The sequence below is a fragment of the Ketobacter sp. MCCC 1A13808 genome, assembly GCF_009746715.1.
Taxonomy (GTDB): Bacteria; Pseudomonadota; Gammaproteobacteria; order Pseudomonadales; family Ketobacteraceae; genus Ketobacter.
The window spans coordinates 380,847-395,569 of record NZ_VRKW01000001.1 but is presented as its reverse complement, the minus strand read 5'-3'; the positions used below and the strand labels follow the sequence as shown (position 1 = coordinate 395,569).

Annotated in this window: 12 protein-coding genes; 7 read left to right on the top strand and 5 right to left on the bottom strand. The window is 49.7% G+C overall.

All coding sequences use genetic code 11. The features are described 5' to 3' along the window. Window positions 1-858: a hypothetical protein gene (locus FT643_RS01800; protein WP_156868963.1), complete on the top strand. Its 858-nt coding sequence runs from the start codon at window positions 1-3 to the stop codon at window positions 856-858. A 123-nt stretch (window positions 859-981) separates the two neighbouring features. Here FT643_RS01800 and FT643_RS01795 read toward each other — a convergent pair whose 3' ends face one another. Further along, a complete protein-coding gene (locus FT643_RS01795; protein WP_156868962.1) occupies window positions 982-1,203 on the bottom strand; it encodes a hypothetical protein in 222 nt (73 codons plus the stop codon). Window positions 1,204-1,734: 531 nt separating this feature from the next. Here FT643_RS01795 and FT643_RS01790 point away from each other — a divergent pair. The 4 genes from FT643_RS01790 (at window position 1,735) to amrS (ending at window position 7,816) form a co-directional block, all read left to right on the top strand. After that, window positions 1,735-2,946, top strand: a complete 1,212-nt coding sequence (locus FT643_RS01790; protein WP_156868961.1) for an acetyl-CoA C-acetyltransferase — start codon at window positions 1,735-1,737, stop codon at window positions 2,944-2,946. Between the two features lie 17 nt (window positions 2,947-2,963). Continuing rightward, complete coding sequence (locus tag FT643_RS01785) at window positions 2,964-5,108, top strand: 3-hydroxyacyl-CoA dehydrogenase NAD-binding domain-containing protein (protein ID WP_156868960.1); 2,145 nt, start codon at window positions 2,964-2,966, stop codon at window positions 5,106-5,108. A 131-nt stretch (window positions 5,109-5,239) separates the two neighbouring features. Then, entirely contained in the window at window positions 5,240-6,667 is a 1,428-nt protein-coding gene (locus tag FT643_RS01780; RefSeq protein ID WP_156868959.1) for a tetratricopeptide repeat protein, read from the top strand. Between the two features lie 15 nt (window positions 6,668-6,682). Next, window positions 6,683-7,816 carry an AmmeMemoRadiSam system radical SAM enzyme gene (gene amrS, locus FT643_RS01775; protein ID WP_317621912.1) on the top strand — a complete coding sequence of 378 codons (1,134 nt, stop codon included), beginning with the start codon at window positions 6,683-6,685 and terminating at the stop codon, window positions 7,814-7,816. Here amrS and FT643_RS01770 read toward each other — a convergent pair. Further along, window positions 7,806-8,087, bottom strand: a complete 282-nt coding sequence (locus FT643_RS01770; protein WP_156868958.1) for an acylphosphatase — start codon at window positions 8,085-8,087, stop codon at window positions 7,806-7,808. The genes amrS and FT643_RS01770 overlap by 11 nt on opposite strands. Window positions 8,088-8,177: 90 nt before the next feature. Between FT643_RS01770 and FT643_RS01765 the strand changes: the two genes are divergently transcribed. Beyond that, complete coding sequence (locus FT643_RS01765; protein WP_198043243.1) at window positions 8,178-8,936, top strand: SDR family oxidoreductase; 759 nt, start codon at window positions 8,178-8,180, stop codon at window positions 8,934-8,936. A gap of 3 nt (window positions 8,937-8,939) precedes the next feature. Here FT643_RS01765 and FT643_RS01760 read toward each other — a convergent pair whose 3' ends face one another. Further along, on the bottom strand, window positions 8,940-9,776 hold the full coding sequence (locus FT643_RS01760; protein ID WP_156868956.1) for an SDR family oxidoreductase: 837 nt from the start codon (window positions 9,774-9,776) through the stop codon (window positions 8,940-8,942). Between the two features lie 338 nt (window positions 9,777-10,114). Between FT643_RS01760 and FT643_RS01755 the strand changes: the two genes are divergently transcribed. Further along, complete coding sequence (locus FT643_RS01755) at window positions 10,115-11,389, top strand: alginate export family protein (protein WP_156868955.1); 1,275 nt, start codon at window positions 10,115-10,117, stop codon at window positions 11,387-11,389. 101 nt (window positions 11,390-11,490) lie between these two features. Here FT643_RS01755 and can read toward each other — a convergent pair whose 3' ends face one another. Both can and lon read right to left on the bottom strand, forming a co-directional pair. Next, entirely contained in the window at window positions 11,491-12,141 is a 651-nt protein-coding gene (can, locus tag FT643_RS01750) for a carbonate dehydratase (RefSeq protein WP_156868954.1), read from the bottom strand. Window positions 12,142-12,252: 111 nt separating this feature from the next. Then, entirely contained in the window at window positions 12,253-14,649 is a 2,397-nt protein-coding gene (lon, locus tag FT643_RS01745) for an endopeptidase La (protein WP_411267789.1), read from the bottom strand. Window positions 14,650-14,723 lie beyond the last annotated feature (74 nt).

Sequence of the window (14,723 nt, the reverse complement as noted above, 5' to 3'; positions counted from 1 at the left end):
ATGTTATTTAGTCGTTTGGCGTCGGGTTTTGTTGCAGTCGCTGTATTAGCATCGTGCGGAGGGGGTGACCCCACTGTGGAACCCTCGCCCGACCCCTTTGTGGAATTCAGGGTGAACGATATTTTGTATCCCACAGAAGTGACCGTAAATCGGATTCATACTGTGGGTGCGGATAATTATAACCCCTGTGACCCGGCGCTGTTCGAAAACGCGGCCGATGTACAGTCCAAAGACGCCGCATTCTGCAGCACTGAAATCACCTTAGCCAGCGTGGTTTTTTCCGTTCAGTATTTTAATGCCGGGTACGAACCGTTGGAACTGGCATATACCGGTCAGGGGTTTACCATTCATTTATATGAGTACGACAAAGCGTCCGGTATTATCGGTGATGAAGTGTGGAACTCAGATTATTATGCGCAACTGCAAATAGAACGTTTTAATGATATCGGCTATGAACTCGATAATTTTGATCCTAACCTCAGCGGAAATGTGGTGCTGAATCCGGGGGAAGCCTTTCCCAGTCAAAATGTGAGTGGTCCGAATAGGTTGGAATTCAGAGGCGAACGCCTGTTTGAGCCGGGTTTTGAAATGTTCGATCCGAATAACTTCAAACTGACCATGGCGCCGGTAAATCCCGCCAACGCGACCGATGACCTATGTAATTGGGGTGAGGTGGTGAGTTCGACCAACCCGGCATTGTATGAAAAAGTATTCTGTCAGTCGGAAAATATACTGCCACTGCCAAGCGTAGACACCGCCGCCGACATCAGCTATTTGGCTCGAGTCCGTTTCAATTACAATAATTGGCAGGAACAGCCGCAAGATATTGTGATCACCCTGAAAGCGCCGCAGCAATAGGCCGTTTGAATGCACAAATGTGGGGTCGGGGCAAAAGATTTAGGCAGGGAGTGCCTGAATTAGAAAGAGAAATGCAAAAGTCGCAGCCGCGCTGTTAATAGGGCGCTGGCCGCGACAATTGTCTCACGCAATCAGCTTATGCGTGGCTTCGTTGATGTCCTTGCCGAGGTAGTAAGTGCTGCTCAGCAGGGCAGGTACCATTAGCAATCCGAACACAACCATTGTGAACAGTGATGCATTCACAAGGAACAATCCCCAGAATCCGCCTACGGTAAGAGCGGTAACTGCCATAAAAGACAAGCTGTCTATCGCTAATTGTCTAACAGTGGGTGTTGCCAGTTTCATAATGAACTCCTCCATAACAATCTGACACTGCCAATCTAAAAGTCAGACCTAAAAACCATTTTGTAAGCTTTATTGCTTAGTTCTGGCTTATAGAGACCCTCTAGTGAGAATCAGGATTAAGTCTATTGATTTAAATTAGAATAATCCGCCTAAAGCCTTCTAAATCAAGGTGTCTATCTTCTAATGAGGCTAGAAAATACTCTTCTCTCTGCTTCATTGTTTACAAGTGTACACTAGAATTATGGGAAGTCTAGTAACTGAATCACATTTATGTGTTTCTAATGGTAACAAGTAACACTTTGTCAGGCCCGATTAAAAATTAGATTAGGTTTGATGAAATATCAACCTGATATGGTGGAAAGTTATGGTTGTTTTTGTCATAAGCCCTGAGCTGTACGGTCATTGCGATCATTAGTTAAAAAGAGCAATGTAGTTTGCCAGAGTGTCCGGCGAGTCGAGGTTGCTGTGTGGCCCCTGACGCCGAAGTTCGGAAAAACACGATCCCCAAACATAAAAAAGAGGAATGGTTGCATGACAACAGAAGCCTATGTCTTTGATGCGGTGAGAACGCCGCGTGCAAAAGGCAAAAAGGATGGCTCACTTCACGAAGTGAAGCCAATAGACCTAGTGGTAAATCTATTGAACGCACTGAAGCAAAGGAATCCAGGGCTCGATACCGCCCAGGTTGACGACCTCGTGATGGGCATTGTGAGTCCGGTGGGTGATCAGGGCGCAGTTCTGCCTAAAACCGCTTTACTGAAAGCGGGCTGGGATACACAGGTTGCAGGGCAACAAATCAACCGTTTTTGCGCTTCCGGATTGGAGGCGGTCAATCTGGCAGCTCAGAAGGTGGCGTCCGGGTGGGAAGATCTGGTTATTGCAGGTGGTGTCGAGTCAATGTCCCGTGTGCCGATGGGATCCGATGGCGGTGCCTGGGCGATGGACCCGCAAACGAACATGATGACTGACTTTGTGACCCAGGGTATCTCGGCTGACCTGATCGCTACTGTTGAAGGTTTCACTCGCGATCAGGTGGATGAATTTGCTTACCAGTCACAGATGAAAGCCGGGACCGCGCAAAAAAGCGGATATTTCGACAAGTCGGTGATCCCGGTTTTAGACATCAATGGTTTGACGGTCCTGGCTAAGGATGAATTTCTTCGTCCGGAGACGACTCTGCAAGGTCTGGCTCAATTGAACCCGTCATTTTTAATGATGGGTGAAATGGGCTTTGACGGTATTGCACTGCAAAAATACCACAGCGTGGAGCGTATCAATCACGTTCACACGCCCGGCAATTCGTCTGGCATTGTTGATGGGTCTGCTTTGGTCTTGATCGGCTCGAAAGCCAAAGGTGACGAGCTGGGCCTGAAACCCCGCGGCCGGATTCTCGCCACTGCGATCACGAGCACGGATCCAACTATCATGTTGACGGGTCCGGCACCCGCCTCTGATAAAGCACTGAAAAAAGCGGGTCTGACCTATGAAGACATTGACCTGTTTGAGGTGAACGAGGCGTTTGCGTCTGTTGTTATGCGGTTTATGCGCGAGACCGGTGTGCCGCTTGAGAAAATAAATGTAAATGGCGGCTCCATTGCGCTAGGCCACCCGCTGGGTGCAACTGGCGCCATGATCCTGGGCACGGTGCTGGATGAGCTGGAGCGCCGTAACCTGAAGCGAGGCCTGTGTACCTTGTGCGTGGGTGCCGGTATGGGTATCGCCACCATCATTGAGCGCGTTTAAGGACTGGGAGAAAAGCAATGAGTGAAGCAATACGTTACGAAAAAGACAGCGATAACATCGTCGTTTTGACCATGGATATGCCAGGTCAGTCCGCAAATACAATGAACGAAAAATACAAGGTGTCGATGGATGAGTGTATCGATCGCCTGGAGCAGGAAGAAGCGCTGGCAGGCGTTGTAATCACGTCCGCTAAAAGCACTTTTTTCGCGGGTGGAGACCTCAACGACCTGGTCAAAGCAACTCCGGAAGTAGCTCAAGAGTTTATGGATAGTGTGACTGCCATTAAAGCGCAATTGCGTCGCTTGGAATTACTAAAAGCGCCGGTAGTTGCTGCGATAAATGGGGCAGCATTAGGCGGGGGATACGAAATATGTCTGGCCTGTAATCACCGGGTCGCCATTAATAATCCGAAAACCAAGATCGGCCTGCCTGAGGTCACCTTGGGTTTGTTGCCCGGTGGTGGCGGTGTGGTGCGGCTAACCCGATTGCTGGGTTTGGAAGCGGCTGCGCCTTTCTTACTGGAAGGTAAACAGGTTAACCCGGAGAAAGCATTGCAAGCCGGTTTGATTCATGAGTTGGCGGAGAGCGCTGAGGAAATGCTGGCGAAAGCCAAAGCCTGGTGTAAATCGAATGCGGGTGTTATGCAACCTTGGGATACCCGCGGCTATAAAGTTCCTGGCGGCACCCCTTCCAATCCCGCGTTGGCAATGAAGTTGCCGATGATTCCGGCCATGCTGAAAAATAAAACCAAAGGGTGCTATCCGGCACCTGAGGCTATTTTGAGCACGGCAGTCGAGTCTTTGCAGGTGGACGTCGATACCGCTTTTAAGATCGAAGGTCGTTATTTTACCAGCTTGGCGACGGGTCCGATTTCTACCAACATGATCAAAGCCTTTTTTTTCCAGCTGCAACAAATCAGCAAAGGCAGCAGCCGTCCCAAAGGAATTGATCAATACACCACGAAGCAGGTAGGAATCCTGGGTGCGGGTATGATGGGAGCCGGTATTGCGTATTCCAGTGCAACGAGCGGTATTTCGGTAGTATTGAAAGACATTTCGGAAGAGGCTGCGGCTAAAGGTAAGGCCTACAGTGAAAAATTGCTGGCAAAGCGGGTTTCCCGCGGGCAGATGAGTCAGGAGAAGGCGGATGCCGTGTTGGCGTTGATCAAGCCCACTGCCAACGCAGAAGATTTGCAGGGCTGTGATCTGGTGATCGAGGCCGTATTTGAGAAACAGGAATTGAAAGCGGCGGTTACACAAGAAGCTGAAGTGCAAATGCTGGCCAGTGGCATTATGGCTTCCAACACGTCCAGCCTGCCGATTACCGGCCTCGCGCACGCGTCTTGCCGCCCGGCTAACTTTATTGGTCTGCATTTTTTCTCGCCCGTTGACAAAATGCCTTTAGTCGAAATCATCTGTGGCAAAGAGACATCCGATGAAACCTTGGCGAAAGCACTGGATTATGTGCTACAAATCCGCAAGACCCCCATTGTAGTAAACGATTCCCGCGGCTTCTTTACTACTCGCGTTATCGGTACCTTCGTCAATGAAGGTCTGGGTATGTTGGGGGAAGGACTTAGTGCAGCATCGATCGAGATGGCTGCGGCTAAAGCCGGTTTTCCTATAGGTACGTTGGCGATCAGCGATGAGCTGAATCTGCAAACCATGCGCAATATACGGTTGGCTACAGCCGCGGCTTTGAAAGAAGAAGGTAAAGCATTACCGAAATCGGCATCCGACGATATTATCGATAGGATGTTGGACCAATATGATCGCGGCGGAAAGCTGGCCGGAAAAGGGTTTTACGACTACCCGCAGTCGGGTAAAAAGTCGCTGTGGCCCGGACTGATTGAGCATTTTGGTGCTGGCAGCAAGGAAATTCCGTTCAAGGATATGGAGGAACGATTTCTCTTTGTCCAGGCCCTTGAGGCTGTACGTTGTATGGATGAGGGGGTTATCGAGTCCATCGCAGATGCTAATATCGGCTCCATTATGGGCATTGGATTTCCCCCATGGACCGGGGGAGTGATTCAATTTATTAACCAGTATGGCCTGCGTCAATTTGTTGAGCGGGCTCAGGATTTGACGAATAAATACGGTGATCGGTTTACTCCACCGTCCTCGCTGGTTGAGAAAGCGGAAAAGAACGAAACCTACGATTAATTTAGTCTAAGCACTAAGCCCGTCCGGACTCCTGGTTCGCGGCGGGCTTTTTTATTGCGTTTTCCTGCACTTTTGGACTCTTTGTAGGTGCGAACTATACTTTCCCTGAGTGTGTTTAACCAGGAAACACGATGCCCCGCCAATATTGTAAATACCATCCTTTGGAGCCTGCGTTGTGGTATGACCCGCGCAGCCACGCTGCTTATTGTGAACGCTGTGTCGATAGCGGTGAAACTCTGGGTGGGGTCGGGCAGGCCAAGTGTTATCTATACGGAAACGAGCTGACCTATCTGGGCAGTGCAAATACGGCTCAGCCATTTTGGGAAAGGCTTGGAGCGTTCTTTCGATTCCCCTTCAAACGGGCGAGTTTAATAATCATGGGGCTGTTGATACTACTGATGGTGCTTATCAGCGTCGTCGGTGCTCCTTCGATTTTCGTTGCTGTCGTCGGAGGAATTTTCGTGCTTGCGTTTATCGCCCGTTACGGCTTTCTGGTGCTGGAGCAAAGTGCAGAAGGGCGCTTTCATCCACCCACATTAGGGGAGGCGTTTTCCGGGTCGGGTTTCAATATCCTGTTTCAGCAAATTGCGGTGCAAATTATTTTTGTGGGATTTACGGTGGTGGTTAGCTTTCTGGAAAGTGGTTTTCTGAATGCGATTGCCAGTGCGTTGGTGGTGCTAATCTGGCCCGCCAGCATGATGTTGTTGGCCATGGAGCGTTCGATTACTCTTGCTGTTAATCCCAGCGCTATCTGGCATTTGATTCGCAGTATCGGCTGGGCTTATTTATTGCTATATGCATTCCTGTTCTTGCTTTTAGGTGCACAAGCAACCCTGTTTCAGGTTTTTGTTCAGGAGATTCCGCCGCGTTTATTGCTGCCTGGATTCGTCGGCTTGATGTTTTATTTCCTGATAGTGAGCTTCCATCTGATGGGGTATGTCGTATTTCAGTATCAGTCTGATATAGGTTTTGTCGCAGAGGATCAGCTCGCGAAGGAAAAACGCAGGCTTAAAGTAGAGCCAGTCAATGCGGTTTCAGAATTAATGATAAAAGAAGGTCAGTATGAGCGGGCTGTTCAGGTGCTTACCAAGTACCTGAAACAAAACCCGGATAGTATCAGGCATCACGAAAATCTTGCCAAGCTGCTGCTGGCATTGCGAGACAGAAACGAGGCGCTGGCCCATGGGCAGTTCTTTCTCAATCTGCTGAGTGAGAGGGGAGACGATGCCAGGTTGTATTTTTTGTTCTCCCGCTATCTGGAATTGGACCAGGGGTTTAAACCGGAGCAACCTGGAGTTTGTTTATGTTTGGCGGAACAGTTGTTTCTGCGAGGCAAGTATCAACAGGTTTGCCAGTTACTGGCTAATATGCATAAGTCCGCGCCTGATTTTGATCTGCTTCCGGATGCGTATTTACTTATGGCACGTTCTTTACTGGATGGCTTTAACAACGAGAGCAAAGCCTCGCAATACCTTAAATTCGTCAAGGCCAAGTACCCAACGTTTAGCCAGCTCGGAGAGGTTGAGGCTTTGTTGCTTGAGTGCGGGGGTGCCGTATGACTGAGGCGAAGCCTAATGGTTGAATCAGATTGCTCTGAATCTATGCATGAATCCAATCCTGAACTCGACATTCATAACCCGTTCGTACGCCAAACCAAATATTGGCACAGCCTTGAAGATGGTCGTGTGCAATGCGATATATGCCCACGGCAATGTAAATTGCGGGATCAGCAAAGAGGCTTGTGTTTTGTACGCGCGAACGTCGGTAATCAAATTGTCTTAACCACCTATGGCCGCTCCAGTGGTTTCTGTGTCGATCCTATCGAAAAAAAGCCGCTCAACCATTTTTATCCGGGATCGTCGGTATTGTCTTTCGGTACTGCCGGATGCAACTTATCCTGCAAATTTTGCCAGAATTGGGACATTTCGAAATCGAGGCAAATGGACACGCTGGCAAGCCGGGCACAACCGGAAGCAATTGTCCAGGCAGCGCTGGACACCGGCTGTAGAAGTGTCGCATTTACCTATAACGATCCGGTTGTATTTCAGGAGTATGCGGTTGATGTGGCTCAGGCTTGCAGGGCGGCGGGGCTGGAATCCGTCGCCGTCTCCGCAGGTTATCATAGCGCGCAAGCGCGTAGTGAGTTCTATCAGTCTATATCAGCAGCAAATATCGATCTAAAAGCGTTTAGTGAGCGGTTCTATTGGAACGTTACCGGGGCACATCTTTCTCCCGTTCTGGACACGCTGAGCTATTTGAAACATGAAACAGCCGTCTGGTTTGAAATCACAACGTTACTTATTCCCGGCCAGAACGATGAGCCTGGGGAAATTGAAGCGATGAGCCGCTGGATTATGGACAATTTAGGTGCCGATGTGCCGTTGCACTTCTCCGCGTTTCATCCGGATTATAAAATGAAAGATATACCGGCGACCCCGAGAGCGACCTTGAACCGGGCGCGGAAAATTGCAATGGAGCAGGGATTAAATTACGTGTACACGGGAAATGTACACGATCAGGCGGGTGATTGTACCTACTGTCCGAATTGTCATTCTGAGTTAATTCAGCGGGATTGGTATCAGCTCAACAGCTGGTCACTGGCACCAGGAGGGCGATGTTCTCATTGTGATACGTTGATCCCGGGCCGGTTTGGATTGCAGCCTGACCATGGCACGCGGAAAGCGATGCCGGTTCGTATTAGTAGGTAATCTCAAAGTGACTTTCCGTGGGGATTGGGCTCAATGGCCCGGTATCCACTTTGTTGACAATAGCGTCCGGCGGCCCCAGTAGCGCCCAAGCGACCAGGGCATCGACATTTCCCGCGCTGCCCTGGGCTTCAAATTCCACATTGCCGTCGGCCATATTCCGAACCCACCCGGTCAGATGCAAAGAGAGTGCTTTATCTTTGGTAGATGCCCGGTAATAGACACCCTGAACCCGGCCGTGGACAATGGCATGTACACGTTTTAAATCTGGCATAATTCGGGTCTCCTGTTGCCGTTCGTGGTTAAGGATAACGACTGGTGGGTTATTTTACGAATAATTAAATTGATTGCAGAAGGCATGAAAATGAAAACGATCATAATTACCGGGGCCGCGTCCGGAATCGGTAAAGCGGTTGCGGAGCTATTTTATTCAGAGGGCTGGCAGTTAGGATTGTTGGATCTGAATCCGACCCCCTTACAGGACACGGTGAAAGATTGGGATAAGTCACGCTATTGTATTGTTGCTGCGAATGTCACTGATCCTGATCAGGTTGAAACGGCACTGCAACAGATTATGCAATCGATCAGGTTACCGGATGTCCTATTCAATTGCGCCGGTGTTTTGGAAGTCGGCGATTTTGAGGCGATCACATTGGACCGCCATCATCGGATTCTGGATATTAATAACAAGGGGGTTCTGAATTGTTGTTATTTTGCCTTTCCTTATCTGAAACAAAATCCCGGTAGTCGGGTTATTAACATGTCATCGGCGTCTTCGCTCTATGGTATTCCCGGGTTTGCCAGCTATTCGGCGTCAAAATTCTGGGTTAAAGGATTTACTGAAGCGTTGAACCTGGAGTGGGCACGATATGGGATTCAGGTGATGGATATAGAGCCCCCTTTTGTGAACACCCCAATGCTCGCGAATAAACAGGCACAAATTATCCGCCGCCTTGGCGTGAAATTGGTTGCCGAGGATATTGCGGTTCAGGTGTTTCAAGCGGCTCAGGGTGAGCGACTCCATAATGCGGTGAGCAGGGAATACAAGGTGTTGCGGGCGGCTAGAAAATGTTTACCGGATCGCGCTGCCCACAAACTTGTGAAATGGATGTCCGGCTATTGACGACTATACATCGATGAAAAAATCGGGAATCAGTTGATTGACATCCAGGCTGGGATCAACCTGATATTGTCTGAGATCGGTTACACCTGCTTCACCCAGTACTTCATCGTCGATAAAGAAGTTGCCGCTGCACTCTGCACTGGGTCGTTTAAATATCTCATATGCTGCGTCGGCCATGATGGCGGGTGTGCGTGACAATTTAATCGTGGCGTCGCCCCCCAGATGGTTTTGCACCGCAGCCGTTGCGATAGCCGTTCTGGGCCAGAGTGCGTTGAACGCAATGTTATCCCGGCTAAATTCTTCCGCCATCCCGAGAACACAAAAACTCATTCCGAATTTAGCCATGCTGTAGGCAAGGTGAGGGGCATACCAGCGCGAATTAGTGCTAATAGGAGGCGCAAGGTTAAGTACGTGAGGATTTTCTGCATTTTTAAGGTGCGGTACTGCGAGTTTAGAGCACAAAAAAGTGCCTCGAAAATTAATTTGATGCATCAAATCGAAGCGTTTCATCTCAACATCCAGGGTGCCAGTCAAATTTATTGCACTAGCATTGTTCACAAGAATATCGATTCCGCCGAACGTTTCTACGGCTTTACGCATGGCCGCCGCAACCGTTTCCTCCTCTCGCACATCCACAACCAGAGGTAGTGCCTTACCACCCGCTGCCTCTATTTCTTCCGCTGCACTATAGATGGTGCCCGGCAGCTTGGGGTGGGCTTCAGTAGTCTTTGCGGCAACAACGATGTTAGCCCCGTCTTTCGCGGCTTTAAGGGCGATTTCTTTGCCGATTCCCCGGCTCGCACCGGTGATAAATAGAGTCTTGTTTTTAAGAGTTGACATAGTCCGCTGTCCTCGTTTTAGCAGTGTATAGGTGGCTCACTATAGTCCACTTTCCGCAGCCTAAAAACCGTCTGCCCGCCAGGGTGAATAAACTGTAAATACGGGCAACTTTACACGCCTGCACCGTTTTGGGTAGCTGCTTTTAAAGAGAGGTCTGGCCCCGTTTTTGCTATTCGATGACTGTATTGTTTCAGGGCGATGACAGTCGCATCAAGCGTTAGGCCAATAGAACGTTGATTCCAGTCAACGTTTTAGCGTGGTGAGTGTCGGGGGGCACGAAAGACCAATACGTTTCTTTTTTAACTCATTTATCTTTTTGTTTAAGGAGTAGTATCACCATGGCTAATAGAAAAGTTTCGCGCAGAACGGTTCCAATCTCGTTGGCAGGTGTCGTAGTCAGTACGATGGGTGTGGTTGTCCCGCAATCACTAATGGCAGCAGATTCTCTGCAGGATGCGTTGAAGGCGAGTACCACCAAGCTAAGCTTGCGCCCACGATACGAAAAGGTGGAACAAGAGGGTGCCGGTATTTCGGAAGCTGCGACGATATTATCTCGACTTACGTTCACCACCGGAAATTTCTACGATGTTTCGGCGGTCTTGGAATTTGATGATGTGACATCGATGAAGTCGGTCGACTATGATGATGGCTCTTTTGCCGGGCCTGGTCCTGCGATTATTGATCCCGAAGGCACGGAGGTTAACCAGGCCTACTTGTCTTATTCCGGATTGGATAGCACAGATTTTCGTTGGGGACGACAACGTATTGTGCTCGACAATCAGCGTTTTGTCGGAGGCGTGGCCTGGCGTCAAAACGAACAAACCTATGATGCGCTCTCAGTGACGAATACCAGCTTCGGTGGCTTGTCGATGTTTTATGCGCACGTTACTGATGTCAACCGGATTTTCGGCGAAGGAAACGACGACAGCTATCCAGCGGCACGACGTGGTGACCACCGGGAAGATACCAATCTGCTGAACCTGAATTATAAGTTTGAAGGCATTGGTGCTTTGTCGGCGTATTATTATGATATTGAGAACGAATCAGCCGCCGCGCTTTCCTCCGTAACCTATGGTGTCCGTTTTGCCGGTGATACGAAGTTTGATTCGTTCAGTCTCGGTTATGAGCTGGAATACGCTGATCAGGAGGATTCTGCGAATAATCCGAATAGCTATTCAGCGGATTATTCGCTTATCGGTGTGAGCGGTACCATCAGCAACTTCACTCTGGGATTTGCTATGGAAACCTTGGGTGCTGATGCCGACGCTGGTGTCGGATTCACCACCTCACTGGCAACCCTGCACATGTTTCAAGGGTGGGCTGATCAGTTTCTGGTGACACCGGGCGCTGGGGTGGAAGACAGTTACGTAACGTTTAAAGCTGGTTTGCCGTGGGGAATGAACTTCGTTGCGGTTTTTCATTCGTTTGAAAGTGCCGAAGACATTGCTGTCGGAAGTTCCGATTATGGCACCGAGATCGATGCGGCTTTGACGAAGAAATTCGAGAATGGCGCAACCCTGCAATTAAAGTACGCCGATTTCAGTGGGGAAGACGATGGCCTGACGCCAAACGATGTTGAAAAGGTTTGGATTACTGCGACCTACGCCATCTAAAAGCTGGGCAGTGTTTCACATGCATTATCCAGACAAAGTTAGGGAAGGCGAAAGCCTTCCCTTTTTTGGTTTTCTTACTTTACCCCGAGTTCTCCAGTGGATTATTCATCTTCCTTATTGGGACTGGCAACTCTGTATTCATCAGCCAGGTCGGCTTGAGAGTGAATGCTGTATTTCAGGTCATTCACCATGCCGTCTTTCAGGCTATAGATCCAGCCATGTACCGTAAGATCCTGCCCATTTTCCCAGGCTTTTTGTACGACGTGGGAGTGCGCTACATTTTTTACCTGTTGCTTAACATTCAACTCGCACAGATAGTTGTGGCGATCCTCTTCCGAGGCCAGTGACTCAAACCGGTGTTTGTTGCGGTAATACAAGTTTTTAATGCTATACAACCAGTTGTCGATAAGTCCGTGGCTGGTGTTTTCCAGTGCAGCTTTGACACCGCCACAACCATAATGCCCGCAGACAATTATGTGTTTTACTTTGAGTACCGCCACGGAAAACTCAATAACTGACATGCAGTTGAAATCGGTGTGGACCACCAGGTTTGCGATATTGCGATGCACAAAAATTTCGCCTGGCAATAAACCTACGATTTCGTTTGCGGGTACCCGACTATCGGAGCAGCCGATCCAGAGGTATTCCGGGGTTTGTGCCTCGGATAGTCGCTGAAAGAACTGAGGGTCTTCCCGTGTGATGTTCTCTGACCATTTTTGATTGTTTTCAAGGAGCTTATGTAGTCTATGCATGGGATCTGTCTGCCACTGAATAAAATTTTATTCCCAAGATTTTAATGACCTGTCCCCCGGATGTCGAATTTGGTACATCGGGGGGCGCTTTATTTTGCGGGGCTTTTACATTTACTTACCGAAAACTACGTTATAAACGTCCCGATAGTGCTCGGCAAAGTGGACGACCATGCCTTTGCGGATAAAGTCCGGCAGTTCGTCGTAGTCTCTGCGGTTGGCTTCCGGTAAAACCAGTTCCTTGATCTTTTGCCGTTTGGCGGCGATGACCTTCTCTCGGATACCGCCCACCGCCAACACCTGGCCGGTCAGGGTAATCTCTCCGGTCATGGCTAAAGGCCGTTTTGGAGCCATATTACAGGCCAGCGAGATTAACGCTGTGGTCATAGTGACACCGGCACTGGGGCCGTCTTTCGGAGTAGCACCTTCCGGAACATGCAAGTGAATATGTGCTTTTTCAAAAAACTCACCGCTACCACCATAATCCGTAATGCGCGAGGAGGCGTAGCTATAAGCCAAGTGGGCGGATTCTTTCATGACATCGCCTAACTGGCCTGTAATTTTAAACCCGGCATCGCGACGGTGAATCTCGGTAGCTTCGACCGGCAGGGTGACACCGCCAAGGGAGGTCCAGGCTAGGCCGGTTATGACTCCGACTCCTTTCAGTGGCTTCTCGTCGCGGAAAATAGGTGGCCCCAGATACGTTTCCAGATTCGCTGGCGTAATACTGATTTTCGATTCGGTTTTTTTCAGTAGTTTCACAACCGATTTACGGACGATTTTATTCAGCGTCTTTTCGAGGTTGCGTACGCCGGCTTCTCGGGCATAGCCTTCAATAATGGTTCGTAACGCGGGGTTGGACACCTTTAGCTGGGATTTTTTGACGCCGGCCCTGGATAGGCATTTGGGCCATAAATGATTGCGGGCGATGGCCACTTTTTCTTCTGTGATATACCCGGACAAGCGAATCACATCCATCCGGTCGAGCAGAGCGGCTGGAATAGTGTCCATCTGGTTTGCGGTACAAACGAACAGAACATTCGACAGATCCAGTCGAATATCGAGGTAATGGTCCAGGAATTCTTTATTCTGTTCCGGGTCCAGCACTTCCAGTAGCGCTGATGCGGGATCGCCCTGGAATGAGCTGCCGATCTTATCGATTTCGTCCAGCATCACGACCGGGTTGCTCACTTCAACATCCTTGAAAGCCTGTACCAGCTTACCTGGCATGGCTCCTATGTAGGTTCGACGATGGCCTTTGATTTCAGCTTCGTCGCGCATTCCGCCCAAACTGAAACGATAGAATTTCCGACCCAGGGCATCGGCAATGGAGCGCCCTATGGAGGTTTTACCGACACCGGGTGGGCCTACCAGCAGTAAAATAGAGCCGCTGATCTGGCCTCTGTAGGCACCGACCGCGAGGAATTCCACAATGCGATCTTTGACGTCATCCAGGCCGTCGTGATGCTTGTCCAGAGTGACGCGGGCGTTATCTATGTCCAGTTTGTCCTCTGAAGTTACACCCCAGGGAACGGAGGTTGCCCAATCCAGGTAGTTGCGGGTGACAGCGTATTCCGGTGAGCCCAGCTCCAGCATCGCGAGTTTGCTAAGTTCGTCATCGATTTTTTTCATCGCGGCTTCCGGGATCACGTAATTTTCCATACGCTTACGGAACTCGTCGACGTCGCTTTCCTTGTCGTCTTTAATGATGCCCAATTCTTTCTGGATGATTTTGAGCTGCTCACGAAGAAAAAACTGGCGCTGGTGTTCTTCCAGTTTGGCGTTGACCTGACGATTGATCTGCAAATGAAGCCGCGCTACTTCCAGTTCTTTTTTCAGCAACAGGAGCACTTTTTCCATGCGTTTCAATAAGGCAACGGCATCCAGAACATCTTGCAGGTCGTCGGCGTCAGCCGTCGTCAGGCCGGCAGCAAAATCGGTCAGCGGAGACGCGTCGTTGGGACTGAAACGATCCAGGTAGTCCCGTAGCTCCTCGGTGTAAAGCGGGTTAATCGATACCAGTTCTTTAATGGAATCGATAATCGCGATCGCATAGGCCTTGACCTCCTGGGCGTCTTCTTCCCGCGGCTGCGGATAAGTGACGCTGGCCAGCAGGGGAGGTGTTTTATGGAGCCACTGATGCACCCAGGTGCGGCGGATACCCTGTGCAATAAACTGAATTTTACCTTCGTCCCGCACTACGTTGTGAATCCGTACCACGCACCCCATACGCTCAAAGCGATCGGTTAGCAGCATTTCGTCATCGGGTTCCGGTGCGTAGCTCAAAGCCAGGCAGCGGTGGGAGGTTTTGGATACACGTTCAATGGTGGATGCCCAGGGTTCTTCATCTACCACAATAGGCTGTACCTGGGCTGGAAAAAACGGTTTGTTGGAAATGGGGATGACATAAAGACGATCGGGAAGCGAAGAATCGGTGAGCGCCAAACGAGTGTCAGAGTGGAGTTCGTCCACTTCAATAATGTCAGGGGTATCTGGGTCTGTTTTACTCACTGGGGACAACCACCTGTTATTGGTTAGAAATTTACTTCTATATGAGTGCGTTAGTCGGGATTTCAACCGTTGAA

Bases quoted from the DNA above. Each gene is read 5' to 3' on its own strand.
- FT643_RS01800 (WP_156868963.1), top strand. From the start codon at position 1: ATGTTATTTAGTCGTTTGGCGTCGGGTTTTGTTGCAGTCGCTGTATTA.
- FT643_RS01795 (WP_156868962.1), bottom strand. From the start codon at position 1,203: ATGAAACTGGCAACACCCACTGTTAGACAATTAGCGATAGACAGCTTG.
- FT643_RS01790 (WP_156868961.1), top strand. From the start codon at position 1,735: ATGACAACAGAAGCCTATGTCTTTGATGCGGTGAGAACGCCGCGTGCA.
- FT643_RS01785 (WP_156868960.1), top strand. From the start codon at position 2,964: ATGAGTGAAGCAATACGTTACGAAAAAGACAGCGATAACATCGTCGTT.
- FT643_RS01780 (WP_156868959.1), top strand. From the start codon at position 5,240: ATGCCCCGCCAATATTGTAAATACCATCCTTTGGAGCCTGCGTTGTGG.
- amrS (WP_317621912.1), top strand. From the start codon at position 6,683: ATGGTTGAATCAGATTGCTCTGAATCTATGCATGAATCCAATCCTGAA.
- FT643_RS01770 (WP_156868958.1), bottom strand. From the start codon at position 8,087: ATGCCAGATTTAAAACGTGTACATGCCATTGTCCACGGCCGGGTTCAG.
- FT643_RS01765 (WP_198043243.1), top strand. From the start codon at position 8,178: ATGAAAACGATCATAATTACCGGGGCCGCGTCCGGAATCGGTAAAGCG.
- FT643_RS01760 (WP_156868956.1), bottom strand. From the start codon at position 9,776: ATGTCAACTCTTAAAAACAAGACTCTATTTATCACCGGTGCGAGCCGG.
- FT643_RS01755 (WP_156868955.1), top strand. From the start codon at position 10,115: ATGGCTAATAGAAAAGTTTCGCGCAGAACGGTTCCAATCTCGTTGGCA.
- can (WP_156868954.1), bottom strand. From the start codon at position 12,141: ATGCATAGACTACATAAGCTCCTTGAAAACAATCAAAAATGGTCAGAG.